Source organism: Paraburkholderia sp. BR10923, from assembly GCF_040948765.1.
In the GTDB taxonomy this organism is placed as follows: domain Bacteria; phylum Pseudomonadota; class Gammaproteobacteria; order Burkholderiales; family Burkholderiaceae; genus Paraburkholderia; species Paraburkholderia youngii.
In genome coordinates, this window is sequence record NZ_JBFPKO010000018.1 from 41,460 (window position 1) to 67,698 (window position 26,239).

The following is a 26,239-nucleotide window of genomic DNA, read 5'->3' on the forward strand; positions in this document are numbered from 1 at the left end:
GCGGACGTTTCATATTTCCATCACGGCTTGCGCACTACAATGAACGTCATGGCGATCATTTGAACCGAAGGGAATGACAGCACCATGACATCGAACGACAGCGCGGCGCCGGCCACGATGCTCGAACGCGGCGCGGGCGTGGCCGTCTGGAGACAGATCGAACAGATTCTCGCCGCCGAGATCGCGGCAAGCGGGTTTGGGGAAGAAGGGCGGTTGCCGAGCGAGGGTGAGCTGGCGAAGCGCTTCGACGTCAACCGTCACACGGTGCGTCGCGCGATGCTCGGCCTCGCAGCGCTCGGCCTCGTCAGTGTGGAGCAGGGGCGCGGCACGTTCGTGCAGCCCGGCGCGATCGACTATTCGATCGGCCGCCGTACGCGTTTCACCGAGAACCTGCGTCAACAACATCACTCGCCCGGCGGCACGATGCTCTCGGGCGCGCGCGTGAAAGCCGAGCCCAGCGTCGCGAAGGCGTTGGGTCTGCGCGCGGGCGCGGCGGTCTATCGGATCGAATCGCTGAACGAGTCCGACGGCGTGCCGCTTACGTTCGCGCGCAGCTGGTATCCGGCCGCGCGTTTTCCGGAGCTGCCGGAGGTCGTGCAACGCCTCGGCGGCACGACGAAGGCGCTGGCCGAATTCGGCGTGGACGATTATCTGCGCAAGTGGAGCCGCATCGGCAGCGTGCTGCCCGAGCCGGAGGTCGCCCGGCGGCTCAACATCAACCGTCAGCAGCCGGTGCTGTGGGTCGAGAACGTCGACGTGGATTTGCGCGGCACGCCGGTCAAATACGGCTTCACGCATTTTGCGGCCGACCGCGTGCAACTGCTCGTGGAGCATGACCTGTGAGCGGCCCCGCATGGAGTGCCGAAGCGCGCTTTGCGCTGTACTACGCGCCGTCGTGTGAATCGGCGTGGTGGCAGGCGGGCTCGACATGGCTCGGCCGCGATGCGCAAAGCGGCGAGCGCCGCGCGCAGCCGCAGCCGCCTGGCCTCGCGCGCCCGCTCGCCGCGTTGACCGACTCGCCGCGCCGCTATGGCTGGCATGGCACGCTGGTCGCCCCGTTCCGGCTCGGCGCCGGTGTCACGCAGCACGACGTGCTTGCGGCTGCGCGGGCGTGGGCGCTAGGGCGGCAGCCGTTCGCGTTGCCGGTGGAAGCGGCCACGTTGGGCGACTTCGTCGCATTGCGACCGGCCGATGCAGATGGCGAGACGCGCATTCGCGAGCTTGCGTCGAACGCGCTGGAGTCGCTAGACGGGCTGCGCGCGCGGCCGTCTGCGGCCGATCTCGAGCGCCGGCTCGCCGCACCGCTCACCGAACGCCAACGTGCGTTGCTGCTGCAATGGGGCTATCCGTACGTGTTCGACGAGTTCCGTTTTCATATGACGCTGTCCAGTTCGCTCGCCGATCCCGACGAGCGCGCGACGCTGCTCGCATGGTGGCGTGAGCGCACGCCCGCGCTCGGGCCGCTCGCGGTCGATCAGGCCGCGTTGTTCGTCGAGCCGGCGCCGGGCGAGCCGTTCGTGCTGTGGCAGCCACTGCCCTTCAGCGACGGCGCGAGACACGGCGATCGCAAGGACGAGCAGCAAGACGAGGTGAGCAGCCAATGAACGGGCGTTTGATCTATGTGATGGGGCCGTCTGGCGCGGGCAAGGATTCGCTGCTGCAATTCGCGCGCACGCGGCTCGCCGGCGAGCCGGTCGTGTTCGCGCATCGTTACATCACGCGGCCGAGCGGCAATGGGGAAGTGCATGTCGCACTGAGCGTCGAGGAGTTCGCCGCGCGCTCGGTGCTGGGCCTGTTCGCGCTCGAATGGTCGAGCCATTCGCTGCGCTATGGCATCGGCATCGAACTCGATGCGTGGCTCGCGCGTGGCTGCACGGTGGTCGTCAATGGCTCGCGGCAGTACCTGCAGCATGCGCTCGCGCGCTATCCACGCGCGGAAGTGGTGCACGTGAGCGCCGCGCCGCATATTCTCGAAGCGCGGCTCGGCGCGCGGGCGCGCGAATCGTCGGAGCAGGTCGCGGCGCGGCTCGCGCGGCGCGCGCCGTTTGCGATGCCGGCCGGCGTGCGCTGCCCGACGATCGACAACTCCAGCACGCTCGAAGAAGCGGGGCACGCGTTGATCACGGTGCTCAAGGAGCAGGTGAGCGCGTAACGCAGTCACGCGGCCTTATTGCACGGCCCCCATCCGCTCCCGCGTGACCTGCCGCAAACACGCGACGAACTGCTGTACGGCCGGCGTCGGCAGCAGGTCGCGTCGCGAGATGATGCTCAGATCGTAGTTCGGCAGCGCGTCTTCGATCTGCGCGACGCGAATGCCGAGCGGCGCGACCCGCTGCGCGAGCGGCCGCGTGAAGCAGCTGATCACGTCGGTCTGCGATACGAGCCCGAGCGTCACCGCAAACGACGACGGCGCGCGCAGCAGCCGCTTCGGCAGCGGCAGAGCATGCGCGCTGAACATCGCCATCATCACGCTGTGCGGGAAGTGATCGGCGCCGACCGTGACGATCCACTCGGCGTCGAGCAGCTCGGACAGACGCGTGACGTTCGCAAGCGGATGCCCGGAGCGCATCGTGACGACGAACTGCGTCGAGTACAGCGGCACCTGCACCAGATCGTTATCCAATGCCTGAACGTGATGGATCGCCGCGAGATCGAGTGTGCCGTTGCGCAAACGCGCGAGCGCATCGGGCACCGTCACTTCCTCCAGATGCAGACTCACGAGCGGCATCTTCGCGCGAAAGCTCGACACCGCATGCGGCAGCACCGTCAGCGCGAGCGATGGCATCGTGCCGACGCTGACCTTGCCGGCCAGTTCTCCTTTCACCTGCTCGACGGCCTCGACGGTGCGGCGCATGTCGCCCAGCAACTGCTCGGCGCGCGGTAACAGCGCGAGCCCGCACGCGGTCAGCTCGATGCCGCGCACGCTGCGCACCATCAGCTCCGCATTGAGCGCGCTTTCCAGCTCGCGAATCGTATGCGTGACGGCCGGCTGCGTAACGCCGAGCTCACGCGCGGCGGCGCGCAGGCTGCGGTGATGCGCGGCGGCGACGAAGGCCTGCAACTGCTGCAGTTTCATCAGGGTAACCCCGTATATAAGAGCTGTTAATCAGGGTGAAAAAAATAGCATCTTATTCGAACGAAACGGCATGGATATAGTGCGAGGCTACTCACTGGAGCGATGCAAACGATGAACGAGACCCCGCGTTTGACCGAAGTGTCCGATCTGGAACCCGCCGCCGCGAGCCTGCGCGAGATTCGCCATCACATTCATCACCATCCTGAACTCGCGTACGAGGAAGTGCGGACCGCGGCGCTCGTCGCGGAAAAACTCGAACAGTGGGGCTGGCAGGTCACACGCGGGGTCGGCAAGACCGGCGTGGTCGGCACAATGAAGGTAGGCGACGGCAAGCGCAGCATCGGCATTCGCGCGGACATGGACGCGCTGCCGATCATCGAACAGACCGGCCTGCCGTACGCGAGCGGCACCCACGGCAAGATGCACGCGTGTGGCCACGACGGTCACACGACGATCCTGCTCGGCGCCGCGCAACGTCTCGCAGCCACGCGTAATTTCTCGGGCACCGTGCATCTGTACTTCCAGCCGGCCGAGGAAAGCGGCATCGACAGCGGCGCGCTGAAGATGATCAACGACGGCCTGTTCGAGCGCTTCCCGTGCGACGCCGTCTTCGGCCTGCACAATCATCCTGGCGCGGAGCCGGGCACGCTGCTGTTCCGCAAGGGGCCGTTCATGTCGGCGGGGGACAAGGCGACCATCACGATCGAAGGCGTCGGCGGCCATGCGGCGCGTCCGCATCTGACCGTCGATCCGGTCGTGGTCGCCGCGAGCATCGTGATGGCGCTGCAGACGATCGTCGCGCGCAACGTCGATCCGTCGCAGCCGGCCGTGGTGACGGTGGGCTCGATGCACGCGGGCACCGCGAACAACGTGATTTCGAGCAGCGCGCGGCTCGAACTGAGCGTGCGCTCATTCAGCCCCGAGGTGCGTGAGTTGCTGAAGAAGCGCATCACCGAGCTGGCCGAGTCGCAGGCGGCGAGCTATGGCGGCAAGGCGCACGTCGAGTACATCGAAGGTTATCCGGTCGTCATCAATACGGACGCCGAAACGGAGTTCGCGGCGCAGGTCGCGCGCGAGCTGGTCGGCGACGACAAGGTAGTCGAGCAGACCGACATCCTGATGGGCAGCGAGGACTTCGCGTTCATGCTGCAGAAGCGGCCGGGCACGTTTCTGCGCATCGGCAACGGCGTCGGCGAGGATGGTTGCATGGTGCACAACCCGCATTACGACTTCAACGACCGCAGTCTGCCGATCGGCGCGGCGTTTTGGGCGCGGCTGGTGGAGCGCTATCTCGCGCAGTGAGCGACAAGAGCAAATGCCGGGGCGCGCAGCAAACGCGCGTTCCCCGATAGCCGCGTGCGTCAGCCGCGCCGCGCGACCATCTCCGAGACCGTCTGCGCGGCTTGCTGCAGCGGTTCCAGAAACGCCTTCACCATCTGTTTGGCCGAATTGCGCTGCGCGTTGCCGCTGATGTTCATCGCGGCGATCACGCGGCCCTGGCGATTGCGAATCGGCGCGGATAGCGAAATCAAACCGCCTTCGAGTTCCTGATCGACGATCGCCCACCCCTGGCGACGCACCTGCTCGATCACCTTCTTCAGTTCTTCCTTGTCGGTGACGGTGCGCGGCGTGTGCGCGTAGAGCGGCGACGAGTTCAGCGTCGCGTCGAGCGTTTCCTCGTCGAGCGAGGCGAGCAGCACGCGGCCCATCGACGTGCAGTACGCAGGCAGGCGGCTGCCGATCGACAGATTGATCGTCATGATCTTGTGAGTCGGCACGCGCAGCACGTAGACGATCTCGGTGCGATCGAGCACCGCCGCCGAGCAGCTTTCGTGCACCTGCGCCGACAGGCTTTCCATCACCGGTTCGGCGAGGTTCCAGAACGGCATCGAGGTCAGGTACGCGAAGCCGAGGTCGAGAATCTTCGGCGTCAGACGAAACAGGCGTCCCTCGGCTTCCACGTAGCCCAGCGTTTGCAGCGTCAGCAGAATCCGGCGCGCGCCGGCGCGCGTGAGGCCGGTCGCCGCGGCGACGTCGGTGAGCGTCTGTTCGGGGCGCGTCGCGTCGAATGCGCGGATGACCGCGAGGCCGCGCGCAAACGACTGCACGTACGAGTCGCCCGGTTTCTCCGGGGCCGGTTCGACGTTGGCGGGCGCGATGGAAGACGGCGGCAGGGCTTTGCTCATGGACCTTGATCGTGGTTGCAAAAGTGTGCGCGCGGAGGACACGCGACGCGCGTTCGTTTCGATGCGGCGCCGCGTTTCGCGTTGCGGCGCAAAGGCGAGACGATAGCTTAAGCCTTCTATTTCGCCAAATAACGCCGATTCGTGCAAAAAACCCAGGGTTTGCGTGAATGCGATCGCGTCTCAAAATTTGTATGATGACCCGATGACATGACCAGTTCGCGGCACCCGATCCAACCCAACCGATCCGCCATGTTCGACAAGATTCCCTCGCGCGCTTTGAGCGACACCGTCGCGCAGCAACTGCTGAAGCAGATCGACAAAGGCAGCTTCGCGCGCGGCGCCAAGCTGCCGACCGAAGCCGTGCTCGCGGAACAGTTCGGCGTGAGCCGCACGGTGATTCGCGAGGCGTTGTCGCGGCTAAAGAACGAGGGGGTGGTCGAACCGCGCCAGGGCAGTGGCGTGTTCGTCGCCGGGCACGGCACGATCCGCCCGCTGCGGATCGACTACGCGGAAGCCGTCGAGCCGGGCTCGGTCGTGCAGATCCTCGCGCTGCGCCGCGCGATCGAGGCGGAGGTCGCGTCCGAAGCCGCGATGCGTCGCAGCGATGCCGACATGGCCGCGATCGACGCCGCGCTGGCTCAGATCGAGCGCGCGGTCGCCAATGGCGAAGACGGCGTCGCCGAAGACGTCGCGTTTCATCGCGCGATCGCGGCTGCGACGGGCAATCCGTATTTCCTGAAGACGCTGACGTTCCTCAATCAGTATCTCGAAGCGGGCACGGTCGTCACGCGCCGCAACGAGGCGCTGCGCGAGGACTTCTCGCGGCAGGTGCGCGAGGAGCACGCGGCGATCGCCGCGGCGATTCGCGCCGGCGATCCGATGGCGGCCCGCAATGCCGCGCAGACCCATCTGTACAACGCGGCGCGGCGGCTTGCCGAGGCGGGCATCGCCTGACGGGCGGAAGGCGCGCGGCAATCCCGCTGCGCGCGAACGCACCAATGCAGCACCCATCCATAGAGGTCACGCATGTCGAGAAATGTCGGTGTCATCGGTCTGGGAGCGATGGGGCTTGGCGTCGCGCGTTCGCTGTTGCGCGCGGGCTTCAAGGTCCACGCGTGCGACTTGCGGCGCGACGTGTTGCAGGCGTTCGTCGCTGAAGGCGGCGTCGGCTGTGCGACGCCCGCGGAGCTCGGCGCGCAGTGCGAGGTCGTGATTACGCTGGTCGTCAATGCCGCGCAAACCGAGGCCGTGCTGTTCGGTGAGCACGGCGCGCTCACGGCGATGAAGCCGGGCGGCGTCGTGATCGCGAGTGCCACGGTCGCGCCGGAATTCGCCAGCGATCTCGGCAAGCGCGTCGAGGCGGCTGGTCTGCACATGCTCGATGCGCCGGTGTCGGGCGGCGCGGCGCGCGCCGCGTCGGGCCAGATCACGATGATGACGTCCGGTCCCGCAGCCGCTTACGCCGCATGCGAGGACGTGCTCGCCGCGATCGCCGGCAACGTGTATCGGCTCGGCGCCGCGCATGGCGCGGGCTCGAAGGTGAAGATCATCAACCAGCTGCTGGCCGGCGTGCATATCGCGGTGGCCGCCGAGGCAATGGCGCTCGGCCTGCGCGAAGGCGTCGATCCGGACGCGCTGTACGACGTGATCACGCACAGCGCGGGCAATTCGTGGATGTTCGAAAACCGCGTGCCGCATATTCTCGCGGGCGACTACACGCCGCTGTCGGCGGTCGATATCTTCGTGAAGGACCTGGGCCTCGTGCTCGATACCGCGCGTCGCACGAAGTTTCCGTTGCCGCTGTCGGCGGCCGCGCATCAGATGTTCATGATGGCGTCGACGGCGGGCCACGGCGGAGAGGACGACTCGGCGGTCGTGAAGATTTTTCCCGGCATCGAATTGCCGGCAAAGCGATAAGCGAGGACAGTGCTCATGACGGCTCGAACGAAACCCGCGCTGCTCGGCTGCATCGCCGACGACTTCACCGGCGCCACCGATCTCGCCAACATGCTCGTGCGCGGCGGCATGCGCACGGTGCAGACGATCGGCGTGCCCACCTCCAACGAAGCGCCGGGCGCCGATGCGCCGGGCGCCGCTGCGCTCGACGCCGACGCACTCGTCGTCGCGCTGAAGTCGCGCACGATCCCCGCCGCCGACGCGGTCGCGCAATCGCTCGCCGCGCTCGCCTGGCTGCGCGCGCAGGGGTGCCGGCAATTCTTCTTCAAGTACTGCTCGACCTTCGATTCGACCGATGCAGGCAACATCGGCCCGGTGACCGATGCGTTGCTGAACGCGCTGTCCGCCGAGTTCGCCGAGCGCGCATCGTTCACGATCGCGTGTCCCGCGTTTCCCGAGAACGGCCGCACGATTTTCCGCGGCCATCTGTTCGTCGGCGATGCGCTGCTCGACGAGTCGGGCATGGAGAACCATCCGCTGACGCCGATGCGCGACGCGAATCTCGTGCGCGTGCTGCAGCGGCAAACTCAGTCGAAGGTCGGGCTCGTGCGTTACGACCGGGTCGCGCAAGGCGACACGGCCGTGCGCGCCGCATTCGAAGCGCTGCGCGCCGACGGCGTGCGCATCGCGATTGCCGATGCGGTGTCCGACGCCGATCTGCACACGCTCGGCGCGGCCTGCGCGGACCTCGCGCTGATCACCGGCGGCTCCGGCGTCGCGCTCGGCTTGCCGGCCAACTTCCGGCGCGCGGGCCTGCTCGGCGAGCAAACCCATGCCGCGCAATTGCCGCGCGTAGAAGGTTTGTCGGCGGTGCTCGCGGGCAGTGCGTCGAAAGCGACCAACGCGCAGGTCGCCGCCTGGTGCGCGACGCGGCCCGCGTTCCGCATCGATCCGCTCGCGGCGGCGCGCGGCGAGGACGTCGTCGGCGAAGCGCTCGAGTTCGCGCAACAGCGCTTCGTGCACGCCGAGCCGGTGCTGATCTATGCGACTGCATCGCCCGACGAAGTGCAGGCGGTGCAGCGCGAACTCGGCGTCAACGAGGCCGGGCATCTGGTCGAGAAGACGTTGGCATCGATCGCGCGCGGCCTGCGCGAGCGCGGCGTGCGCAAGTTCGTCGTCGCGGGCGGGGAGACCTCGGGCGCGGTCGTGCAAGCGCTCGACGTGCGCATGCTGCGCATCGGCGCGCAGATCGATCCGGGCGTGCCGGCCACCGCGACGACCGAAGCGGAACCGCTCGCACTCGCGCTGAAGTCCGGCAATTTCGGCGCTACGGACTTCTTCGACAAGGCGCTGCGTCATCTCGACGGAGCCGCGCAATGAGCGGCGCACCGGCACTTCAGGTCTCCGCCGAAGCGCGCGTGCGCGAGGAAATCTGCGCGGTCGGCGCGAGTCTGTATCAGCGCGGCTATACGGTCGGCAGCGCCGGCAACATCAGCGCGCGGCTCGACGATGGCTGGCTGATCACACCGACCGACGCCTGTCTCGGCCGCCTCGATCCCGCCGATATCGCGAAGGTCGACGCAAACGGCCACGCGATGTCGGGCGGCAAGCCGTCGAAAACGCTCGCGCTGCATCGCGGTATCTATGCGCGCAACGGCGAGGCGCGCGGCATCATCCATACCCATTCGACGCATCTGGTCGCATTGACGCTTGCGGGCGTATGGAGCGAAGCGGACGTGTTGCCGCCGATCACGCCGTACTACGTGATGAAAGTGGGCCACGTACCGTTGATTCGCTATCAACGCCCGGGCGATCCGCAAGTGGCCGCGCGGATCGCCGCTCTGGCCGATCGCGTGCGCGCGGTGCTGCTCGAACGTCTGGGGCCGGTGGTGTGGGAGCGCTCGGTCGCGCACGCGTCGTATGCGCTCGAAGAACTCGAGGAAACCGCGCGCTTGTGGCTGATGACGAATCCGCGGCCCGCGCCGCTCGACGCCGCCGCGATCGAAGAACTCCGTGCCGCGTTCGGCGCGCGCTGGTAGCAGCGCGCATTGCCGATGTACGCCACGCACCGTATCGCACTGTCTTGAAGGAGCTGTCGCCATGCCTCGCTTCGCCGCCAATCTGTCGATGATGTACAACGAGCACGCGTTCCTCGATCGCTTCGCCGCCGCCGCGCGCGACGGTTTCAACGCGGTCGAATACCTGTTTCCCTACGAGTTCCGCGCGGGCGAGCTGAAGTCGCGGCTCGACGCGCACGGTCTCACGCAGGCGCTGTTCAATGCGCCTCCGGGCGACTGGAGCGGCGGCGAGCGCGGTCTTGCGTCGCTGCCGGGGCGCGAGGACGAGTTCCGCCGCAGCATCGATACGGCACTCGAGTACGCGCGCGTGCTCGGCAATCGCAAGCTGCATGTGATGGCGGGGCTGATCGCCGGCGATCAGGCGGGCGAAACGCAGCGCAAAACACAACGCGACGTGTATCTGAACAACCTCGCCTATGCGGCGCGGGCCGCGCAAGGGGAACAGATCACGGTCGTCATCGAACCGATCAATACGCGCGACATGCCCGGCTATTTCCTCAATCGACAGGACGACGCGCAAGCGATCTGCGCCGAAGTCGGCGCGCCGAATCTGAAGGTGCAGTTCGATTGCTATCACTGCCAGATCGTCGAGGGCGATCTCGCGATGAAGCTCAAGCGCGATATGGCCGGCATCGGTCACATCCAGGTTGCGGGTGTGCCCGAGCGGCACGAGCCCGACATCGGCGAGCTGAACTACCCGTACCTGTTCGATCTGATCGATGCGCTCGGCTACGACGGCTACATCGGCTGCGAATACCGGCCGCGCGCGGGGACCTCGGCAGGGCTTGGCTGGCTGAAGCCTTATCTCGACGCCCGGCGCTGACTCTCTCCGACAACCACTGACGGACCCGTAACCATGAAAGTACTGATCACCGGCGGCGCCGGTTTTCTCGGCCAGCGTCTCGCGCGCGAACTGCTCGCACGCGGCGAGTTGAAAGATGCGCACGGCACACCGCGAGCGATTACCGGGCTGGTGCTGCTCGACGTCGTGCGCGCTCATGATTTCGGCGATGCGCGCGTGCGTGCCGATGTCGGCGATATCGCGGAGCGCAGCGTGCTCGAAGGCGTGATCGACGATCAGACCTCGGCGATCTTTCATCTCGCTGCGATCGTCAGCGGGCAGGCCGAGGCGGACTTCGATCTCGGCATGCGCATCAATCTCGATGCGTCGCGGCTGCTGCTCGAAGTCTGCCGCCAGCGCGGGCACCAGCCGCGCGTCGTATTCACCAGTTCGGTCGCGGTCTACGGTGGCGATCTGCCCACGGTCGTACAGGACGACACCGCGCTGAATCCGCAGTCGTCGTATGGCGCGCAGAAGGCAATCGCCGAGCTGCTGCTCAACGATTATTCGCGGCGCGGCTTCGTCGACGGCCGCGTGCTGCGGCTGCCGACCATCAGCGTGCGGCCGGGGCGACCGAATGCGGCGGCGTCGTCGTTCGCGAGCGGCATCATTCGCGAGCCTTTGAATGGCGAGGAGGCCGTGTGCCCGGTCGCCGGTTCGACGCGGCTGTGGCTGCTGTCGCCGCGCAAGGCGATCGACAGCCTGATTGCCGGCCTCGAACTCGATGGCGCCGCGCTTGGCAAGCAGCGCGTGCTGAATCTGCCGGGCCTGTCGGTCAGCGTCGACGAAATGATCGCGGCACTGCGCGAGGTCGCGGGCGAGGCGGTCGCGAGCCGCATCGTGCGGCAGCCGGACGAGCGCATCGAGAAGATCGTCGGCAGCTGGCCCGGCGCGTGGGATACATCGCGCGCCGAACGGCTCGGGCTTGTCGCCGAGCACAACTTCGCGGATGTGATTCGCGGCTACATCGCCGATGAAGGAATCGAAGTTCGCTGAAGATCACTCCTCCGCGTATTCCCTGGTGTCGTTTGGCACGGCTGCGGCCGTGCTTGACACGCTTTCGCGCCGGCGCCTATTATCGAGCCTGTTTTGTTCGATATATGACCTTGTGTTCGTATATAGAACACGAGGGCGGGCATGGAAGACGCAAAAACCGTATCGGTCGTCACTCCCAAGCCCATCGTTCACGATCCTGCGCTAAGCTGCTTTGACGTATCGGCCGCCACGCCGCTGCAGTTTTGCAGCTTCCCGCGCGCGGCCGTTGGCCCCCGGGCCGATGCCTCGGCGCAACGAACCGGCGTCATCGGTGCAAGGCCGGCCGCGGCGCAGCGCACGCAGCATCTCAACTGGAGACATCCCATGACCGAAGCATTCCTGTGCGACGCGATTCGCACCCCCATTGGCCGCTATGCGGGTTCGCTGTCATCGGTGCGCGCCGACGACCTGGGCGCGGTGCCGCTCAAGGCGCTGATGGAGCGCAACAAGAACGTCGACTGGACCGCGATCGACGACGTGATCTACGGCTGCGCGAACCAGGCCGGTGACGACAACCGCAACGTCGCGCGCATGTCGCTGCTGCTCGCGGGTCTGCCGAAGGACGTGCCGGGCTCGACGGTCAACCGTCTGTGCGGCTCGGGCATGGATGCGATCGGCATCGCCGCGCGCGCGATCAAGTCGGGCGAAGCCGCGCTGATGATCGCCGGCGGCGTCGAAAGCATGAGCCGCGCGCCGTTCGTGATGCCCAAGGCAACTAGCGCGTTCTCGCGTCAGAACGAGGTCTACGACACGACGATCGGCTGGCGTTTCGTGAACCCGCTGATGAAGAAGCTGTACGGCGTCGACTCGATGCCGGAAACCGGCGAAAACGTCGCGACCGACTACAACATCAGCCGCGCCGACCAGGACGCATTCGCGCTGCGCAGCCAGCAGAAGGCCGCGCGCGCGCAACGCGATGGCACGCTCGCGCAGGAAATCGTCGGCGTGACGATCGCGCAGAAGAAGGGCGATCCGATCACGGTCACGCAGGACGAGCATCCGCGCGAAACGAGCCTCGAAACGCTCGCGAAGCTGAAGGGCGTCGTGCGTCCTGATGGCACGGTCACGGCCGGTAACGCATCGGGCGTGAACGACGGCGCGGCCGCGTTGCTGCTCGCCAACGAAGAAACCGCGAAGCGCTTCGGCCTGACGCCGCGGGCCCGCGTGCTCGGCGTGGCGACGGCGGGCGTGGAGCCGCGCGTAATGGGCATCGGCCCTGCGCCGGCCACGCAGAAGCTGCTCGCGCGTCTGGGCATGAAGATCGACCAGTTCGACGTGATCGAACTGAACGAAGCGTTCGCCTCGCAAGGCATCGCCGTGCTGCGCGCGCTGGGCGTCGCCGACGACGATCCCCGCGTGAACCCGAACGGCGGCGCGATCGCGCTCGGCCACCCGCTCGGCATGAGCGGCGCGCGTCTGGTCACGACCGCGACGTATCAGCTGCAACGCACGCAGGGCCGCTTCGCGCTGTGCACGATGTGTATCGGCGTCGGCCAGGGTATTGCGATCGCGATCGAGCGCGTGTGATGCACGTGTAGCGCGACGAACATCGCAAGCGGTTTGCGACCGTTCATGTAACAGCCCCATCGTTCCTGCGATGGGGCTGTTTGCTTTTGCGCGCGGCCTCGCGCGTACAATCGTTCGCGTCGTATCGTTTGCAGTAGTTGTCCTGAGGATGTGGAGTTCATGGCGGCGGGCACGAACACTGCGTAGCGCGAAGTCATACGCGGCGCTCATCATGACCGTCACGCCGGATCGAAACCCCTGTCGAGGAGAACGCGAATGAAGACAACGACGATAGGCGCAGCGTTGATGCTGGCGGCCGCGGCCACACCCCAGCCGGCGCGCGCGCAGAACGACATGGCGAGCGCGGCCCAGGCGGTGCTCAGCGCGGCGCAGCCGGTGCATATGACGGCGGAGATCGTCGGCATCGATGCGGGCAACCGCTCGCTGACGCTGAAGGGCTCGGGCGGCAACGTCGCGATCTTGCTCGTCAGTCAGCAGGTCGCTGGCTTCGATCAACTGAAGATCGGCGATCGCGTCGACGTGCTCTACAAGAATGCGCTGCTCACGAAGGCGGAAAAGGTCAGCGGCGCGGGCAAGGGGATTCGCGAGCGGGCCGACAAGCAGAGCTATGCGCCGGCCTCAGGCGGTTACGAATCGGCGCGACAAACCGAGGTGCTCGCGACCGTATTGAAGATCGATCATAAACAGCGCCTCGTGACGCTGCGCGGCGCCTATCAGACACAGACGTTCGAGGCCGCGCCCAACGTCGACCTGAGCGACGTGAAGGTCGGCGATACCTTGCATGCGGTGTTCGTGTCGGCCGCCGCCGTGCAGGTGACGCCAGTGGGCCAGTGAGCGGCCGGGATCGCGGCCAATTCCAGCCGCCGGGAATGTTTCGCAAAATATGTCGAAAAATGTCGCGCCGCCCGACGAACGCCCGCAAAGCCTTGCCTGGCGGGCCTGAGTCGCGGTGAAACAGCGCGACATATCTTCCGTGATGATTTCCACGGTGTGTCCTTCTATAGTCCGTTCGTCGCCACGCGGCAATGACGCAAGTGGCCCGAATCCAGCAAGGACATACCGTGAAAAATCGTTTATTCGCAGGTTCCGACAAGGTCTGCGCCAGCATGGCGCGAGGCGTGCTGCGCAAGGCGGTGTTCGGCGCCGCCGCCGCCGTGTTCGCGCTTGGCAGCGCATCGGCGTTCGCGTGGTCGGGTCATGGCACCGCGTACACGTCGCGCGGCGTCTATAACGGCGCGCACTACGGCTCGTGCGGCGGCGGTAGCTGCTCGCATGCGGGTAGCGTGGCTGGCCCCTATGGCGGCTTCGCGAGCAACACCGGCACGGTCACGCGCACGGCGCCCGGCCAGTTCTCGAACTCGGGTACCGCAACGGGCCGCTACGGCAACACGGTGCAGCACTCGGGCGACACCAACTGCGCAGGCGGTACCTGCTCGCATACCGGCACGATGACTGGCCCCGACGGCAAAACGGCGACGACGTCCGGCGACGTGACGCGCACCGCGCCGGGCCAGTATTCGTCGTCGGGCTCGATCACCGGGTCGAACGGCAATACGGTCAATCATTCGGCGTCGGCCAATTGCGCGGGTTCGACCTGCGCGCGCTCGGGCACGGTGACGGGGCCGGACAACAACAGCGTCTATCACTCGGGCACCGCGACGCGGGTCGCGCCCGGCGTCGTGACGACATCGACGAGCGTGACCGGCACGCAGGGTCACACGGTGACGTCGAGCGGTACGGTGGTCACAGGCGGCGTGGTGGTCGCAGGTGGGACCACGACGACGACCGGCACGACCGTGGTCGTCGCGCCGAAGCCGGTGGTGGTCACGCCGCCGCCTCCGCCGGTCGTCGTGCCGCCGCCGGTCGTGTACGTACCGCCGAAGCCCGTCGTGGTGACGCCGCCGCCGGCCTATGTTCCGCCGGCCCCGGTGGTGTACGTGCCGCCGCCGGCCGTCTACGTCGCGCCGCGTCCCGTGTACGTCGCGCCGCGGCCTGCGGTGTGGGTGCCGGGCCATTGGGTCGGGCGCGTATGGGTGCCGGCGCATTGGGCTTGACGATGGGCGCGCTCCGCATAACGGCTGCCCTTGCGACGACCGTCGTTGCGACGTTGTTGGCAATCCACGCAGTCATCGACACCAGCGACGCCAACGACGACCGTCGCGCGAATCCCGCCGCCAGCGTGACGAGAGACTGTTCCGCGCGCTACGCCGCGTTGCTCGATCTGGCCGAACTCGCGCGGCGTGACGGCAAATCGTCCGAGGTGGTCGTGCGTGGATTGAGACAGCAGAACGGCGCGATGAGCGAGTGCCTACCCGCAGGCTGGGTCAGGCCTGCACCGCGATTACATTGAACGCGGCCGCGTCAGATCGCATTCCAGAAAAATCGCGCCGGGGATCGGATTGAACACGTAAGCGTCGATCGGCTCGAAACCCAGCGATGCATAGAGCCCGAGTGCCGCTTGCATAGTGGGCAGCGTGTCGAGACGCATGCGGCTATAGCCCGCTTCTTTCGCGGCCGCCAGGATACGCGTGGCGAGTTGCCGCCCCACATGCAGACCGCGTCCCGCCGGACGCACATACAGGCGCTTCATTTCGCAGATCGTGTCGTCGATCGGACGCATCGCGACACAGCCGACGATATCGTCAGGATCGTCGCCCGTGCCGTCGCTCGCGAGCAGCACGCGGCCGCGTGGCGCTGCGAATTTGCCCGGCAGACTGGCGAGTTCGTCGTCGAATTGCTGAAAGCAGAGATCGAAGCCGAGACTCTCCGCGTACTCGCGAAAGACGGTCCGTACAGCCTCGATCTGCTCGGGGAAGCGGGCAGTATGCAGATGGATCATGCGATGGGTCGGGTCATTGAACATGCAGCGGAAATCGGATCTCGAAGGTGGTCCCCACGCCCTCGCGCGACGCAAACTCGATCTGTCCATCGAGCACGCGGCATAGCTCCTTGACGATCGCGAGCCCGAGACCCGCGCCCGGGATTTCTTCGCCGGCCGCGCGCTCGAACTCGTCGAAAACGCGCTCGGCATCGGCGGGCGCAATGCCGACGCCGGTGTCGGACACGCGAATCGTCCAGTGTTCGGGGCCATGCATCGCGAAGCGGAATTCGACTTGTCCCGACTTCGTGTACTTGATCGCGTTGGACAACAGATTGACCGCGATTTGCTTGAGCTTCAGCCGATTCGACGTGACGACCGGCAGCGCCGCGTCGAACTCGCTGCGCAGCGAGAGTCCTTTCGCGTCGATCGACGGCTGTGTGGAAGCGATGAGTTCGTCGAATAGTTCACGCAAATCGACGTCTTCGAACACGAGTGTCGCCGTGTCGCCGAGTATGACCGAGTACTCGACCATCTGGTCGACCAGTTGCTTCATGTCGGCGGCCTGACGGTTCGCGAGTGTCAGCGCGGCATCGGCTTGCGACGGCGCTCGCTCGATCAGTTGCAGCGCGACCGAAAACGCGTTGAGGAAATTGCGCAGATCGTGCGCAACGCTGCGCGTAATCTGCATGCGTGAATCATACAGATCGCCGACCAGCCGTTGCTTGAGCGTCAATTCGGCATTCGCGCGTTCGAGCCGGCTTGTGTATTCGTCGATCTTGCGATCGCGCTCGCCGACCACTTCCTTGATCGACGCATACCTGACCACGCTGAACGCTTCGGCGAGCAGATGCCGCGCGCGGCTCTCGTGACGGCGCGAGCACGTCCGGTCGCGTTCGACGAATTCTTCGAGCGCTTCGACGAGCACCTGCTGAAAGAGGTCCAGTTCGCGCACCAGTTCTTCGATCCGGTAGCCTTGCTGCAAACGGACATTGCCGTGCTTCTTCGCGTCGCGCTCGATCGATGTTTCGGCGCGTTCGAGATCTTCTGCATCGAGCGCCATGCACAGCTGGTCGAGGATTTCCGGCAAATGGTCGGCCAGCTGTTGATACGTGAGCTTGTCCGCTTCGACGAGATCGGCGTCGATGGCGACGGCATCCATCCATTGACGCGTCAGACGGCCCCGTTCCGCACGGATGAAGTTGGCGAAATTGCGCAGCGGGCTCACGCGTCTGTCGGTCATGATGGATACCGGAATGGAGTTTCTACAACATACAAACACGCGAACAGTTCCGAACGCCTCGATTTGGCGCGGGCAGCGCAGGCCTATTTGCGCCGGCAATCGGCCAGGCATCCGATGCGCGCCCGCAACCGGGTCATTATCCGCGCAATTGCCGCGTGTGGAACACCTCTTGCGAGACTCTCATCAGACAAAGAAGCAAGTTTCGTCAGCAAACCATGATGTATTCGATATTGCTGGTGGACGACGAACCGGAAATTCTAGCCGCATGGCGGCTGATTCTGGAAAGCGAAGGGTATGAGGTGAGTTGCGCGAGCAACGGCGCCGAAGCGCTCGCCTGTGTCGTCGCTCACGTTCCCGACCTGATCGTTACGGACTGGATGATGCCGATCATGGACGGCGCGGAGTTGTGCCGCCGTTTGAAATCGATGCCGCTATCCGTCAACGTACCGATTCTGGTCCATACCGCGGTGCCGCCGTCGGACAGCGAAGCGCAGTACTGCAGCGCATGTTTGCTGAAGCCGATCGGGGCGGATCTCTTTCTGACCACGATCGCGCAACTCTGCGCGCCACGGTGTTGATACGGCACGATTCGCCGCGATTGCCGTGGTGTGAGCAAGTCAAGCGCGTGCCACGTCGTCGTTCAGCACATCGGTTGAGTCGGCCTTCAGGAAATCGACGAACGCGCGCAGCGGCGCGGGCACATGGCGATGGCCCGGATAGTACAGGAAGGGCCCTGAAAACCGCTGCCACCACGGTTCGAGAATCGCTTCGAGCGCGCCGCTGTCCAGATGCGGGCGCAGCATGTCTTCGAACAGGTGAATGATCCCGAGACCCGCGACCGCGCCGCTGACCGCGAGGTCGATCGCGGCGCCAGGCCGCACCAGCAGCGGTCCGGTCGGATTCAATTGCAGCAGCTCGCCATCGCGCTCGAAGTACCAGGTCGGCATCGCGCCGCTCGCGAACTGGCCGCGCAGACAGGCATGCGCGAGCAGTTCGCTGGGATGCTCCGGACGGCCGTGCGCGTCGAGATATGCAGGCGACGCGGCGGTCGCGAAGCGCTGCACGCGTGCGCCGATCGGCACCGCGATCATGTCCTGCTCGAGGCGCTCGTCGTAGCGAATGCCCGCATCGCAACCGATCGACAGCACATCGACGAAACCATCCTCCACGACGACCTCGACGCGAATGTCCGGGTACTGCTTCAAAAAGCGCGCGAGCACGTCGGGCAGCACGATGCGCGCGACGCTCGACGGCACATTGAGCTTCAGCGTGCCGGTCGGCTTGTCGCGAAAGCCGTTCAGCACATCGAGCGCCGCTTCCATTTCGCCGAACAGCGGCGTCAGCTTCTCGATCAGACGCAGCCCGGCTTCGGTCGGCGCGACGCTGCGCGTGGTGCGGTTCAGCAGGCGCAGCCCGAGTTTCGTTTCCAGACGCCGCACCGCGACGCTCAGACTCGACGCCGACACGCCGCTCACGCGCGCCGCGTCGCGAAAGCCGCCCGCGCGGCAAACCGACACGAAGGCGGCCAGATCATTCAGTTCCATGACGATTGATTGTGCAGAATTTTGAACAACCCGTACAAGTTAGACCCGTTTATTCAACAACGCAATTCCGGCGATACTGCCGCTCATCACTTCACAAGGAGATCGTGATGCCGAACTTCAGCTCCATCGACACTTTCGTGCTAGCCGGCCGTGCGGTGCGGCGCATGGGCTACGGCGCGATGCAGCTGGCCGGCCCCGGCGTATTCGGGCCGCCGAAAGACCGCGGCGCAGCGCTCGCGGTGCTGCGCGAGGCGGTCGCGTCGGGCGTCGACCACATCGATACCAGCGATTTTTACGGGCCGCACGTGACCAACCAGGTGATCCGCGAGGCGCTGCACCCGTACCCGCGCGATCTGACGATCGTCACGAAGGTCGGCGCGGTGCGCGACAGCGCCGGCGCCTGGCTGCCGGCGCAGGAGCCCGCCGATCTCGAGCGCGCGGTGCACGACAATCTTCGCAACCTCGGGCTCGATGCGCTCGACGTGGTCAACATGCGCGTGATGGGCAACGTGCACGAGCCGAGCGAGGGCTCGATCGAAAAGCAGGTCACGGCGCTCGCCGAACTGCGGCAGCGCGGGCTCGTGCGTCATATCGGCCTGAGCAACGTGACGGCCGCGCAGATTGCCGAAGCGCAGCGCATCACGAAGGTCGTGTGCGTGCAGAACCATTACAACCTCGTGCATCGCGACGACGATGCATTGATCGATGCGCTCGCGGAGCAGGGCATTGCCTACGTGCCGTTTTTTCCGCTGGGTGGCTTTACGCCGATTCAATCGTCGGAGCTGTCGGAGCTTGCGCGCAAGCTCGAGGCGACACCGATGCAGGTCGCGCTTGCCTGGCTATTGCATCGGGCGCCTAACATTCTGCTGATTCCGGGCACGTCTTCGGTGGCACATCTGCGCGAAAACCTGCAGTCGGCGAAGTTGAAGCTCAGCGACGAAGTGCTCGATCAACTGGATGCGATCGGCGCTGAAAAGGGCTGAAGGTCGGCTTTGCACCATGCGTCGTTTGCAACGGGCGACGGCGGTCCGGATCTGCCGTCGCCCGCCCGAATCGCGTTGACGGCACGGCGGCGCTCTACGGCCGATACCGCAGCGCGTCGATCAACATCACGAGCGCTCTCGACGATTGCCGGCGGCTCGGGTAATACAGGTGATAGCCCTGAAACGTCGGGCACCAATCCTTGAGGACCTGCTTTAGTTGCCCAGCGGCGACATACGGCCGTGCCAGATCTTCCGGCACATAAGCGAGGCCGCCTCCGGCGAGCGCTGCGCTCAGCATCTGTCCGGTGCCGTTGAACACGAGCTGACCTTCGACGCGCACCTTCAGTTCGTGTCCATCCTTCTCGAACTCCCACGCGAACAGACCGCCGTAAGTCGGCAGGCGCAGATTGATGCAGTTGTGTTCGGTCAGGTCCTGCGGTTTTCGCGGGCGCTTGTGCTTCGCGAAGTAGCCGGGCGCGCCGACCACCGCCATGCGCAGGTCCGGCGCGATGCGCACCGCGATCATGTCTTTCGCGACCTGATCGCCGAGACGGATGCCGACGTCGTAGCGTTGCGCGACGATATCGGTCAGCCCGAAATCGATGACGACTTCCACCTTGATGTCCGGGTACTCCGGCAGCAGTTGCGCGAGTTTCGGCTGCAGGATCGTGTTCGCCGCATGCTCGTCGGTCGTGATGCGGATCGTGCCGGCGGGTTTGTCGCGCAGCTCGCCCAGCGCCGCGAGTTCTTCCTCGATCTCAATGAAGCGCGGTGCGACGCTGTTCAACAGTCGCTCGCCAGCGGGCGTAGGCGAGACGCTGCGCGTGGTGCGCGTGAGCAGACGAATGCCGAGCCGCGCTTCGAGGCCGCGCATCGTATGGCTCAGCGCCGATTGCGACACGCCGAGTTTGGCGGCCGCTTTGGTGAAGCTGCGTTCGCGGGCGACCGCGATGAACGCGAGCAGGTCGTTGAAGTTTTCGCGCGGCATTCATGAATCCCGTTCATGGGGTTTTGCCGATTCTACCGGCTAGTCGCATCTGCGCGCAGCGATTAGATTTGGAAGCTACGCAGGTAGATCGAGCAGGAGCTCAGGCAATGACGAATCACGCAGAGACGAAATCGAAATCGGAAGCGCAGCCCAGCACGGCTCGCAATGCATTCGGCGATGTCGCACCGGCACTGGCGGACTACACCGACCGGATTCTCTTCGGCGAGGTGTGGGAGCGTCCGGGGCTGTCGCCACGCGAGCGCAGCTTGATTACGGTGGCGAGCCTTGTTGCGCTCTATCGCAGCAACGAACTGCCGTTTCATATCGGCAAGGCGCTCGATAACGGCGTTACGCGCGATGAGCTGATCGAGCTGATTACGCACCTCGCATTTTATTCGGGCTGGCCGACCGCGAGCACCGCGCTTGCGGTGGCACGGCAGGTTTTCGCAAGCCGCGACGCCGGAGTGCGTAAAGGAGACTGACGGATGGATTACCACTATCTGGGCCGCAGCGCCCTCAAAGTGTCGCCGCTATGTCTTGGCGCGATGATGTTCGGCGGCGAGACCGACGAGGCGACATCGGCGCGCATCATCGACAAGGCCTACGATCAGGGCGTCAATTTCATCGACACGGCCGACGTCTATCACGCGGGCCGCTCCGAGGAAATCGTCGGCCGTGCGATCGCGGGACGTCGCGACGACTGGGTCGTCGCGACCAAGTTCGGCTTTCCAGCCGCGTCTGGGCCGAACCGGCAGGGGCAGTCGCGCAAGTGGATCATGCAGTCGGTCGAGGCGAGCCTGAAGCGGCTCGGCACCGACTATCTCGACATCCTGTACTTTCACCGCACGCTCGACGATGCACCACTCGAAGAGGGCGTGCGCGCGATCGCGGATTTGATCCGCGAGGGCAAGGTTCGTTATCTCGGCGTGTCGAATTTTCGCGGCTGGCGCATCGCCGAGATCGCACATCTGGCCGATCAATGCGGGATCGACAGGCCCGTCGCGAGCGAGCCGCTGTACAACCTGGTCGACCGCAGCGCCGAAGTCGAGCAATTACCGGCCGCGCAACACTACGGGCTCGGCGTCGTATCGTATAGCCCGCTCGCGCGCGGCGTGCTCAGCGGCAAATACTCGCAAGATGTGCCGCCGCCTGCCGACTCGCGCGCCGGCCGCGGCGACAAGCGCATCCAGCAAACGGAGTGGCGTCCCGAGTCGCTGAAGATCGCGCGGACCATCGCCGAACATGCGGCACGGCGCGGCACGACGTCGATAGCGTTTGCGCTGGCATGGGTGCTGCACAACCGCCTCGTCACCAGCACGATTGCCGGGCCGCGTACCGAGGCGCACTGGGACAGCTACATGGAAGCTTTGCAATTTCAACTCGGTCCCGACGATGAACAACTCGTCGACAGTCTGGTTGCGCCGGGGCATGCATCCACGCATGGTTATACGGACCCCGGCTATCCGGTCAAAGGGCGGCGCGTTGCGTGAAGCGCGCGCCGGGGTGCACGGAGCGATTGCACGCCGTTCACACCGACGCCGCAATAAACTCGCGCAACCATTGATGCGCGGGATCGCGATGCACACGCTCATGCCAGAGCATCGCCATCTCGTAGCCCGGCACCTCGACCGGCGGCTCGACCATCCGCAATGTGTCCGAGCCGCGCACGAGACGCGCGGGCAGCATCCCCACGAGATCGGTGCTCGCGAGCACCGACTGCATGAACAGAAAGTGCGGCACCGACAGCACGACCTTGCGCGCGAGCCCCAGCTTTGCGAGTGTCTCGTCGGTGACGCCGAAAAAGCCGCCGCCATCGGGCGACACGATCACGTGTTCGAGCTTGCAGAACTGCGCCAGAGTGGGCCGGCGCTTCAGCTTCGGATGACCCGCGCGGCCGACCAGCACGTAGCGCTCGGCAAACAGCACGCGACGGCGCAAACCTTCGGGCGCGCCTTCGCTGGTATGAAAGCCGATATCGATGTCGCCCTGTTCGGCCTGGCGAGCGAGCCGCGGCGGCACCGCCTCGACGATCGCGAGACGCGTGCCGGGTGCCGCCGCGCGCAAGCCCGCCAGCATCGGCAGGATGATCGTCGACTCCGCGTAGTCCGTTGCGGCGATGCGCCAAGTTTGCGTCGCCGCGGCCGGATCGAACGGGCTGGTTGGCGCGACCGCGCGCTGCAGTGTTTCGAGCGCTTCGCGTAGCGGTTCGCGCAGTGCCTGCGCTTTCGCGGTGGGCCGCATGCCGCGCGGTCCGGGCAATAGCAGCGGATCGCCGAATACGTCGCGCAGTTTCGCCAGATGCACGCTGACCGACGGCTGCGAGAAGTTCAGCCGTTCGGCGGCGCGAGTCACGTTGTGCTCTTCGAGCAGCACATCGAGCGTGACCAGCAGGTTCAGGTCGAGTCTTCTGAGATTAACCACGGCAATACCTGACATATTCGGAATTCATTTCCAATATACCTCGGCGATGACTATCGTGACTGTTTTCAGCCACGAAGGTCTCGTCATGAACGTTCTTATCATCTATGCGCATCCGGAACCGAAATCGTTGAACGGTTCGCTGAAGGACTTCGCAGTCCGTCATCTCGAGCGGGCCGGCCATACGGTGCAGGTGTCCGATCTGTACGCGATGAACTGGAAAGCGTCGCTCGATGCACACGACACCATCGAGCGTCATAGCGCCGAGCGCTTCTTCGCGTCGCTCGAATCGAAGCATGCGTTCGAGAACAGCTTGCAGCGCGAGGACATTGCGCGCGAGCAGGACAAACTGAAGTGGGCCGATGCGGTGATCCTGCAGTTTCCGCTGTGGTGGTTCTCGATGCCGGCGATCATGAAGGGCTGGGTGGAGCGCGTCTATGCGTACGGTCTCGCGTACGGCGTCGGCGAACATTCCGATGCGCGCTGGGGCGAGCGTTACGGCGAGGGCCGTTTCGCGGGCAAGCGCGCGATGCTGGTCGTCACGACAGGCGGGTGGGAGTCGCACTACAGCGCGCGTGGCATCAACGGTCCGATCGACGACGTGCTGTTCCCGATCCAGCACGGCGTGCTGTATTACCCGGGCTTCGACGTATTGCCGCCGTTCGTCGTCTATCGCACGAGCCGTGTCGACGACGCGAAGTATGCCGAGGTCAGCGCGGCGCTCGGGCGACGGCTCGACACGCTGTGGACGAGCGCGCCGATCGCGTTCCGGCCGCAGAACGGCGGTGCGTATGAGATTCCGGCGCTCACATTGCGGGACGATCTGGCGCCGGGGCAGGTTGGGTTTGCCGTGCACGTCGAAGATGTCGGCGCGGCGAGCGCAACGCAAGCGAACGAAGCGGCGGAAGCCTGACTGGATCGTATGTTTCGCTGAAATTTGGTTGTAAGTCGCCATTGCTAGAGTCGTCGGCGTACACAGGCCGAAGCATGCCAGGACGGCTTTATTCTGGATGCCTGACGAAGGTAAGCAGCCGGAACGTAGCTGAATCGAGCGGAAGGGCGACCCACCATGAATCCAGTTCGTAGGTTCTGGCTCATTTTGATGCTGATCGCATCGCCGGCGTGGGCGTTCCAGTCGCGCGTCGTCACGATCCCGAGCGCGGCGATGCATCGTACGTTCGACGCCACCGTCGTGCTGCCCGATCAGTACGCGCGCGGCAACCAGGCCGCGCGCTTTCCGGTCGTCTATGTGCTGCACGGCTCAGGCGGCGACTACACGGACTGGACCGCGAATTCGCACATCGGCAAGCTCGCCGATCGCTATCACGTGATCCTCGTGATGCCCGACGGCGGCCGCGATAGCTGGTACATCGATAGTCCCGTCGATCCGCGCAGTCGCTATGAAACCTACGTGGGCACCGAAGTGGTGGGCTATATCGACAGCCATTTCCGCACGATCGCGACGAGGCAGGCGCGCGCGATCACAGGCTTGAGCATGGGTGGATTCGGCGCGCTACGCATCGCGCTCGACATGCCCGATGCGTTCGGCGCGGCGGGCAGCATCAGCGGTGCGGTGGACCCGCGCAGCAGCGAAGACGAGCCCGGCATCGCACGGGTGTTCGGCGACCCATCCCAACATGCGGACTTCTGGGATAGCGAAGCGATCGTCGCCAGCGCGGAGGATTTCGGCCGCGACCATATCGCACTGACGATCGATTGCGGCATGAACGACTCGCTCGTGCAGTCGAACCGTCTGCTGCACGAGAGGCTCGTCGAACTCGGCGTGCCGCACGATTACGCGGAGCGGCCCGGCGGCCATACATGGAAGTACTGGTCGAACGCGGTCAAATACCAGGTGCTGTTCTTTGCCGGCACGTTCAGGCAGGCGGCGCGCGAAGTGCGTGACGCACGCGCCGCGGCCGCGGCTTGAGCGGCGCACGCGGCTGTCCGCGTCAATCGATTCCGTGAAATACCGCGTCGTCCGGTCCCAGGTAGACGGGCGGGCGCCACGTGGCATCGCGCATCGAATGCTGGACCTGTTTGTCAACGCCGAGCAGTACCGCGAAAATCGCCATTCGCACCGGAATGCCGTTGTCGGTCTGCCGGAAAATCGCGAGCCGCGAATCGTGATTGAGGTCGGTGCTCAGATCGTTCGCGCCGGGGCGGCTGTCGCGCGGCAGCGGATGCATGATCAGCGTGTCGGCGCCGCACACGCTATCGACGAGCGCCTGGTTGATCTGGAAGTCGGGCGTGTAGCCTTCGAACGATTCGTCGGCGAAGCGCTCCTTCTGGATGCGCGTCGCATACACGACGTCGGCGCCGCGCAGACCGGTGCGCAGGTCATGCGTCTGTTCGATCACGTGACCATTGCGCGAAATCTGCTCGACGATATAGCCCGGCATTTCGAGCATCGGCGGCGAAATCAGCGTGAACTTGATGCCGCGATACAGCGCCAGCAGCTTCACGAGCGAATGCACGGTACGTCCGTACTTGAGGTCGCCGACGAGCGCGATGTGCGCGCCGTCGACGATCTTGCCCAGGCGCGAGAACTCACGCTGGATCGTGTACAGATCGAGCAGCGCCTGGCTCGGATGCTCGCCGGGACCGTCGCCGCCGTTGATCACCGGCACGTTGGTCGCGCGCGCGAATTCGGCGACCGAGCCTTGCTCCGGGTGGCGGATCACCAGCGCGTCGACATAGCCGCTCATCACGCGGCTCGTGTCGTAGATCGATTCGCCCTTCGCCATCGAAGAAAACGTGAAGCCGGTGGTGTCGCACACCGAGCCGCCGAGCCGGCAGAACGCCGCGCCGAAGCTCACGCGGGTACGGGTGCTCGCCTCGAAGAACAGATTGCCGAGCACCGCGCCTTCGAGCACGCGCGAGATTTTGCGGCGCCGCGCGATCGGCTGCATGATGTCGGCGACGCGAAACAGCGCCTCGACCGAGTCGCGCGAAAACTGATCGACCGACAGCAACTGCGGCTTGCCCTCGAACAGCATCTGGCTTGCAAGCGATTGCGAGTCTACGCTTTGCGTATATCCTTCGCCCGGCTCCGTATTGGCGACGATCTCCGACACGAAGCGCTCGACGATTTCCGGCATCGCCCGCGATTCCTGCGAGTCGTCCGGCAGCAGCCACGTATCCAGCGCCCGGCGCGACACGCCGATGCGGTTAGCGAACGTATCGCGCGTCATGTTCAGGCGACGCATCGCATCGCGTAGGAAGGCTTGTTGCGGAACGCTCATGAGGGCACCTGTCGCAAGTGTGGGGTCGGCGGGAGTCAGACAGCAAAACGCGTTGATGTACGCGGTGCGTATATTAGTTGCCGGCGCGTAGATGTCAAGCGTTTTCCTGCGCGAGCTGCTTCATGACGCGCCGAAGGCCCCGTGGCGCGGGTTTCGCGGTTACACTGCGGCTCATGCACTCCGGCCCTATGTTCCCGCTCCGTTCTTCGACCTTCGCCCGCGCCACTTTGGCGAGCGCGGCGGTTGCACGCGCGAACGGTGTTTCGCGTAACGTCGGCGCCAAAGCCAAAAAACAGCCGCTCATCTGACCGGAGCGCGCCGTTCCGTCGTCAGATGTGCGACGGAACGACTGGTCGACCGC

28 protein-coding genes are annotated in these 26,239 nt (G+C 65.5%); 20 read left to right on the top strand and 8 right to left on the bottom strand.

The genetic code is table 11. The features are described 5' to 3' along the window. The first annotated feature begins 84 nt into the window (after nucleotides 1-84). Genes phnF through phnN form a run of 3 tightly spaced genes read left to right on the top strand, consistent with a single transcriptional unit; the run spans nucleotide 85 to nucleotide 2,152 of the window. Complete coding sequence (gene phnF, locus AB3X94_RS27845; RefSeq protein ID WP_368613274.1) at nucleotides 85-843, top strand: phosphonate metabolism transcriptional regulator PhnF; 759 nt, start codon at nucleotides 85-87, stop codon at nucleotides 841-843. Further along, the gene (locus AB3X94_RS27850; protein ID WP_176107744.1) at nucleotides 840-1,604 is read left to right on the top strand and encodes a DUF1045 domain-containing protein; all 765 of its coding nucleotides are present in this window, start codon (nucleotides 840-842) and stop codon (nucleotides 1,602-1,604) included. Before phnF ends, AB3X94_RS27850 begins: the two co-directional genes overlap by 4 nt. Next, the gene (gene phnN, locus AB3X94_RS27855; protein ID WP_368613275.1) at nucleotides 1,601-2,152 is read left to right on the top strand and encodes a phosphonate metabolism protein/1,5-bisphosphokinase (PRPP-forming) PhnN; all 552 of its coding nucleotides are present in this window, start codon (nucleotides 1,601-1,603) and stop codon (nucleotides 2,150-2,152) included. The genes AB3X94_RS27850 and phnN overlap by 4 nt, the downstream gene beginning before the upstream one ends. Before the next feature lie 15 nt (nucleotides 2,153-2,167). Here phnN and AB3X94_RS27860 read toward each other — a convergent pair whose 3' ends face one another. After that, entirely contained in the window at nucleotides 2,168-3,076 is a 909-nt protein-coding gene (locus tag AB3X94_RS27860) for a LysR family transcriptional regulator (protein ID WP_368613276.1), read from the bottom strand. A 111-nt stretch (nucleotides 3,077-3,187) separates the two neighbouring features. On the opposite strand from AB3X94_RS27860, the gene AB3X94_RS27865 reads away from it, so the two are divergent. Next, nucleotides 3,188-4,378 (top strand): M20 aminoacylase family protein, encoded by a 1,191-nt coding sequence (locus AB3X94_RS27865; RefSeq protein WP_368613277.1) that lies wholly within the window; start codon nucleotides 3,188-3,190, stop codon nucleotides 4,376-4,378. A 59-nt stretch (nucleotides 4,379-4,437) separates the two neighbouring features. Here AB3X94_RS27865 and AB3X94_RS27870 read toward each other — a convergent pair whose 3' ends face one another. Continuing rightward, nucleotides 4,438-5,262 (bottom strand): IclR family transcriptional regulator, encoded by an 825-nt coding sequence (locus tag AB3X94_RS27870; protein ID WP_368613278.1) that lies wholly within the window; start codon nucleotides 5,260-5,262, stop codon nucleotides 4,438-4,440. Nucleotides 5,263-5,511: 249 nt separating this feature from the next. Here AB3X94_RS27870 and AB3X94_RS27875 point away from each other — a divergent pair, with 249 nt between their 5' ends. The 10 genes from AB3X94_RS27875 (at nucleotide 5,512) to AB3X94_RS27920 (ending at nucleotide 14,989) form a co-directional block, all read left to right on the top strand. Continuing rightward, a complete protein-coding gene (locus AB3X94_RS27875; RefSeq protein ID WP_176107749.1) occupies nucleotides 5,512-6,216 on the top strand; it encodes a FadR/GntR family transcriptional regulator in 705 nt (234 codons plus the stop codon). Nucleotides 6,217-6,288: 72 nt separating this feature from the next. Next, complete coding sequence (gene ltnD, locus AB3X94_RS27880; RefSeq protein WP_368613279.1) at nucleotides 6,289-7,179, top strand: L-threonate dehydrogenase; 891 nt, start codon at nucleotides 6,289-6,291, stop codon at nucleotides 7,177-7,179. Nucleotides 7,180-7,194: 15 nt separating this feature from the next. Beyond that, nucleotides 7,195-8,538 carry a 3-oxo-tetronate kinase gene (gene otnK / locus AB3X94_RS27885; RefSeq protein ID WP_368613280.1) on the top strand — a complete coding sequence of 448 codons (1,344 nt, stop codon included), beginning with the start codon at nucleotides 7,195-7,197 and terminating at the stop codon, nucleotides 8,536-8,538. Then, on the top strand, nucleotides 8,535-9,197 hold the full coding sequence (locus tag AB3X94_RS27890; protein ID WP_176124678.1) for an aldolase: 663 nt from the start codon (nucleotides 8,535-8,537) through the stop codon (nucleotides 9,195-9,197). The genes otnK and AB3X94_RS27890 overlap by 4 nt, the downstream gene beginning before the upstream one ends. 61 nt (nucleotides 9,198-9,258) lie before the next feature. Next, nucleotides 9,259-10,059 carry a 2-oxo-tetronate isomerase gene (gene otnI / locus AB3X94_RS27895; protein ID WP_368589362.1) on the top strand — a complete coding sequence of 267 codons (801 nt, stop codon included), beginning with the start codon at nucleotides 9,259-9,261 and terminating at the stop codon, nucleotides 10,057-10,059. 33 nt (nucleotides 10,060-10,092) lie between these two features. Continuing rightward, nucleotides 10,093-11,073: a D-erythronate dehydrogenase gene (gene denD / locus AB3X94_RS27900; protein WP_368613281.1), complete on the top strand. Its 981-nt coding sequence runs from the start codon at nucleotides 10,093-10,095 to the stop codon at nucleotides 11,071-11,073. 363 nt (nucleotides 11,074-11,436) lie between these two features. Further along, nucleotides 11,437-12,639 (top strand): 3-oxoadipyl-CoA thiolase, encoded by a 1,203-nt coding sequence (gene pcaF, locus AB3X94_RS27905; RefSeq protein WP_368589365.1) that lies wholly within the window; start codon nucleotides 11,437-11,439, stop codon nucleotides 12,637-12,639. 255 nt (nucleotides 12,640-12,894) lie between these two features. Continuing rightward, entirely contained in the window at nucleotides 12,895-13,473 is a 579-nt protein-coding gene (locus AB3X94_RS27910; protein WP_368613282.1) for a hypothetical protein, read from the top strand. 272 nt (nucleotides 13,474-13,745) lie between these two features. Next, on the top strand, nucleotides 13,746-14,693 hold the full coding sequence (locus AB3X94_RS27915) for a hypothetical protein (RefSeq protein ID WP_368613336.1): 948 nt from the start codon (nucleotides 13,746-13,748) through the stop codon (nucleotides 14,691-14,693). A gap of 56 nt (nucleotides 14,694-14,749) precedes the next feature. Beyond that, the gene (locus AB3X94_RS27920) at nucleotides 14,750-14,989 is read left to right on the top strand and encodes a hypothetical protein (RefSeq protein ID WP_368589367.1); all 240 of its coding nucleotides are present in this window, start codon (nucleotides 14,750-14,752) and stop codon (nucleotides 14,987-14,989) included. On the opposite strand, the gene AB3X94_RS27925 is transcribed toward AB3X94_RS27920, so the two are convergent. Beyond that, complete coding sequence (locus AB3X94_RS27925; RefSeq protein WP_368613283.1) at nucleotides 14,981-15,478, bottom strand: GNAT family N-acetyltransferase; 498 nt, start codon at nucleotides 15,476-15,478, stop codon at nucleotides 14,981-14,983. The genes AB3X94_RS27920 and AB3X94_RS27925 overlap by 9 nt on opposite strands. 13 nt (nucleotides 15,479-15,491) lie before the next feature. Beyond that, a complete protein-coding gene (locus AB3X94_RS27930; RefSeq protein WP_176107759.1) occupies nucleotides 15,492-16,700 on the bottom strand; it encodes a sensor histidine kinase in 1,209 nt (402 codons plus the stop codon). A 215-nt stretch (nucleotides 16,701-16,915) separates the two neighbouring features. On the opposite strand from AB3X94_RS27930, the gene AB3X94_RS27935 reads away from it, so the two are divergent. Further along, a complete protein-coding gene (locus AB3X94_RS27935; RefSeq protein WP_176107760.1) occupies nucleotides 16,916-17,278 on the top strand; it encodes a response regulator in 363 nt (120 codons plus the stop codon). A gap of 39 nt (nucleotides 17,279-17,317) precedes the next feature. Here AB3X94_RS27935 and AB3X94_RS27940 read toward each other — a convergent pair whose 3' ends face one another. Further along, nucleotides 17,318-18,244: a LysR family transcriptional regulator gene (locus AB3X94_RS27940; protein ID WP_368589370.1), complete on the bottom strand. Its 927-nt coding sequence runs from the start codon at nucleotides 18,242-18,244 to the stop codon at nucleotides 17,318-17,320. Nucleotides 18,245-18,351: 107 nt separating this feature from the next. Here AB3X94_RS27940 and AB3X94_RS27945 point away from each other — a divergent pair, with 107 nt between their 5' ends. Further along, complete coding sequence (locus AB3X94_RS27945) at nucleotides 18,352-19,227, top strand: aldo/keto reductase family oxidoreductase (protein ID WP_368613284.1); 876 nt, start codon at nucleotides 18,352-18,354, stop codon at nucleotides 19,225-19,227. A gap of 94 nt (nucleotides 19,228-19,321) precedes the next feature. Here the strand turns inward: AB3X94_RS27945 and AB3X94_RS27950 are convergent, their stop codons facing one another. Further along, entirely contained in the window at nucleotides 19,322-20,215 is an 894-nt protein-coding gene (locus tag AB3X94_RS27950; protein ID WP_176107763.1) for a LysR family transcriptional regulator, read from the bottom strand. Nucleotides 20,216-20,322: 107 nt separating this feature from the next. Between AB3X94_RS27950 and AB3X94_RS27955 the strand changes: the two genes are divergently transcribed. Continuing rightward, the gene (locus AB3X94_RS27955; RefSeq protein ID WP_176107764.1) at nucleotides 20,323-20,697 is read left to right on the top strand and encodes a carboxymuconolactone decarboxylase family protein; all 375 of its coding nucleotides are present in this window, start codon (nucleotides 20,323-20,325) and stop codon (nucleotides 20,695-20,697) included. 3 nt (nucleotides 20,698-20,700) lie between these two features. Further along, the gene (locus AB3X94_RS27960; RefSeq protein WP_368613285.1) at nucleotides 20,701-21,705 is read left to right on the top strand and encodes an aldo/keto reductase; all 1,005 of its coding nucleotides are present in this window, start codon (nucleotides 20,701-20,703) and stop codon (nucleotides 21,703-21,705) included. A 37-nt stretch (nucleotides 21,706-21,742) separates the two neighbouring features. Here the strand turns inward: AB3X94_RS27960 and AB3X94_RS27965 are convergent, their stop codons facing one another. Further along, on the bottom strand, nucleotides 21,743-22,651 hold the full coding sequence (locus tag AB3X94_RS27965; protein ID WP_176124698.1) for a LysR family transcriptional regulator: 909 nt from the start codon (nucleotides 22,649-22,651) through the stop codon (nucleotides 21,743-21,745). A 70-nt stretch (nucleotides 22,652-22,721) separates the two neighbouring features. Here AB3X94_RS27965 and AB3X94_RS27970 point away from each other — a divergent pair, with 70 nt between their 5' ends. After that, nucleotides 22,722-23,546 carry an NAD(P)H-dependent oxidoreductase gene (locus AB3X94_RS27970; protein ID WP_368613286.1) on the top strand — a complete coding sequence of 275 codons (825 nt, stop codon included), beginning with the start codon at nucleotides 22,722-22,724 and terminating at the stop codon, nucleotides 23,544-23,546. 156 nt (nucleotides 23,547-23,702) lie between these two features. Next, nucleotides 23,703-24,563 (top strand): alpha/beta hydrolase family protein, encoded by an 861-nt coding sequence (locus tag AB3X94_RS27975; protein ID WP_176107768.1) that lies wholly within the window; start codon nucleotides 23,703-23,705, stop codon nucleotides 24,561-24,563. Between the two features lie 22 nt (nucleotides 24,564-24,585). Here the strand turns inward: AB3X94_RS27975 and AB3X94_RS27980 are convergent, their stop codons facing one another. Then, on the bottom strand, nucleotides 24,586-25,878 hold the full coding sequence (locus AB3X94_RS27980) for an aspartate carbamoyltransferase (RefSeq protein ID WP_176107769.1): 1,293 nt from the start codon (nucleotides 25,876-25,878) through the stop codon (nucleotides 24,586-24,588). Between the last annotated feature and the right edge of the window lie 361 nt (nucleotides 25,879-26,239).

Excerpts from the sequence above, each read along its gene's own strand:
- phnF (WP_368613274.1), top strand. The coding sequence starts at position 85 with ATGACATCGAACGACAGCGCGGCGCCGGCCACGATGCTCGAACGCGGC.
- phnN (WP_368613275.1), top strand. The coding sequence starts at position 1,601 with ATGAACGGGCGTTTGATCTATGTGATGGGGCCGTCTGGCGCGGGCAAG.
- AB3X94_RS27860 (WP_368613276.1), bottom strand. The coding sequence starts at position 3,076 with ATGAAACTGCAGCAGTTGCAGGCCTTCGTCGCCGCCGCGCATCACCGC.
- AB3X94_RS27865 (WP_368613277.1), top strand. The coding sequence starts at position 3,188 with ATGAACGAGACCCCGCGTTTGACCGAAGTGTCCGATCTGGAACCCGCC.
- AB3X94_RS27870 (WP_368613278.1), bottom strand. The coding sequence starts at position 5,262 with ATGAGCAAAGCCCTGCCGCCGTCTTCCATCGCGCCCGCCAACGTCGAA.
- AB3X94_RS27875 (WP_176107749.1), top strand. The coding sequence starts at position 5,512 with ATGTTCGACAAGATTCCCTCGCGCGCTTTGAGCGACACCGTCGCGCAG.
- ltnD (WP_368613279.1), top strand. The coding sequence starts at position 6,289 with ATGTCGAGAAATGTCGGTGTCATCGGTCTGGGAGCGATGGGGCTTGGC.
- otnK (WP_368613280.1), top strand. The coding sequence starts at position 7,195 with ATGACGGCTCGAACGAAACCCGCGCTGCTCGGCTGCATCGCCGACGAC.
- AB3X94_RS27890 (WP_176124678.1), top strand. The coding sequence starts at position 8,535 with ATGAGCGGCGCACCGGCACTTCAGGTCTCCGCCGAAGCGCGCGTGCGC.
- otnI (WP_368589362.1), top strand. The coding sequence starts at position 9,259 with ATGCCTCGCTTCGCCGCCAATCTGTCGATGATGTACAACGAGCACGCG.
- denD (WP_368613281.1), top strand. The coding sequence starts at position 10,093 with ATGAAAGTACTGATCACCGGCGGCGCCGGTTTTCTCGGCCAGCGTCTC.
- pcaF (WP_368589365.1), top strand. The coding sequence starts at position 11,437 with ATGACCGAAGCATTCCTGTGCGACGCGATTCGCACCCCCATTGGCCGC.
- AB3X94_RS27910 (WP_368613282.1), top strand. The coding sequence starts at position 12,895 with ATGAAGACAACGACGATAGGCGCAGCGTTGATGCTGGCGGCCGCGGCC.
- AB3X94_RS27915 (WP_368613336.1), top strand. The coding sequence starts at position 13,746 with ATGGCGCGAGGCGTGCTGCGCAAGGCGGTGTTCGGCGCCGCCGCCGCC.
- AB3X94_RS27925 (WP_368613283.1), bottom strand. The coding sequence starts at position 15,478 with ATGATCCATCTGCATACTGCCCGCTTCCCCGAGCAGATCGAGGCTGTA.
- AB3X94_RS27930 (WP_176107759.1), bottom strand. The coding sequence starts at position 16,700 with ATGACCGACAGACGCGTGAGCCCGCTGCGCAATTTCGCCAACTTCATC.
- AB3X94_RS27935 (WP_176107760.1), top strand. The coding sequence starts at position 16,916 with ATGATGTATTCGATATTGCTGGTGGACGACGAACCGGAAATTCTAGCC.
- AB3X94_RS27940 (WP_368589370.1), bottom strand. The coding sequence starts at position 18,244 with ATGGAACTGAATGATCTGGCCGCCTTCGTGTCGGTTTGCCGCGCGGGC.
- AB3X94_RS27945 (WP_368613284.1), top strand. The coding sequence starts at position 18,352 with ATGCCGAACTTCAGCTCCATCGACACTTTCGTGCTAGCCGGCCGTGCG.
- AB3X94_RS27950 (WP_176107763.1), bottom strand. The coding sequence starts at position 20,215 with ATGCCGCGCGAAAACTTCAACGACCTGCTCGCGTTCATCGCGGTCGCC.
- AB3X94_RS27955 (WP_176107764.1), top strand. The coding sequence starts at position 20,323 with ATGACGAATCACGCAGAGACGAAATCGAAATCGGAAGCGCAGCCCAGC.
- AB3X94_RS27960 (WP_368613285.1), top strand. The coding sequence starts at position 20,701 with ATGGATTACCACTATCTGGGCCGCAGCGCCCTCAAAGTGTCGCCGCTA.
- AB3X94_RS27965 (WP_176124698.1), bottom strand. The coding sequence starts at position 22,651 with ATGTCAGGTATTGCCGTGGTTAATCTCAGAAGACTCGACCTGAACCTG.
- AB3X94_RS27970 (WP_368613286.1), top strand. The coding sequence starts at position 22,722 with ATGAACGTTCTTATCATCTATGCGCATCCGGAACCGAAATCGTTGAAC.
- AB3X94_RS27975 (WP_176107768.1), top strand. The coding sequence starts at position 23,703 with ATGAATCCAGTTCGTAGGTTCTGGCTCATTTTGATGCTGATCGCATCG.
- AB3X94_RS27980 (WP_176107769.1), bottom strand. The coding sequence starts at position 25,878 with ATGAGCGTTCCGCAACAAGCCTTCCTACGCGATGCGATGCGTCGCCTG.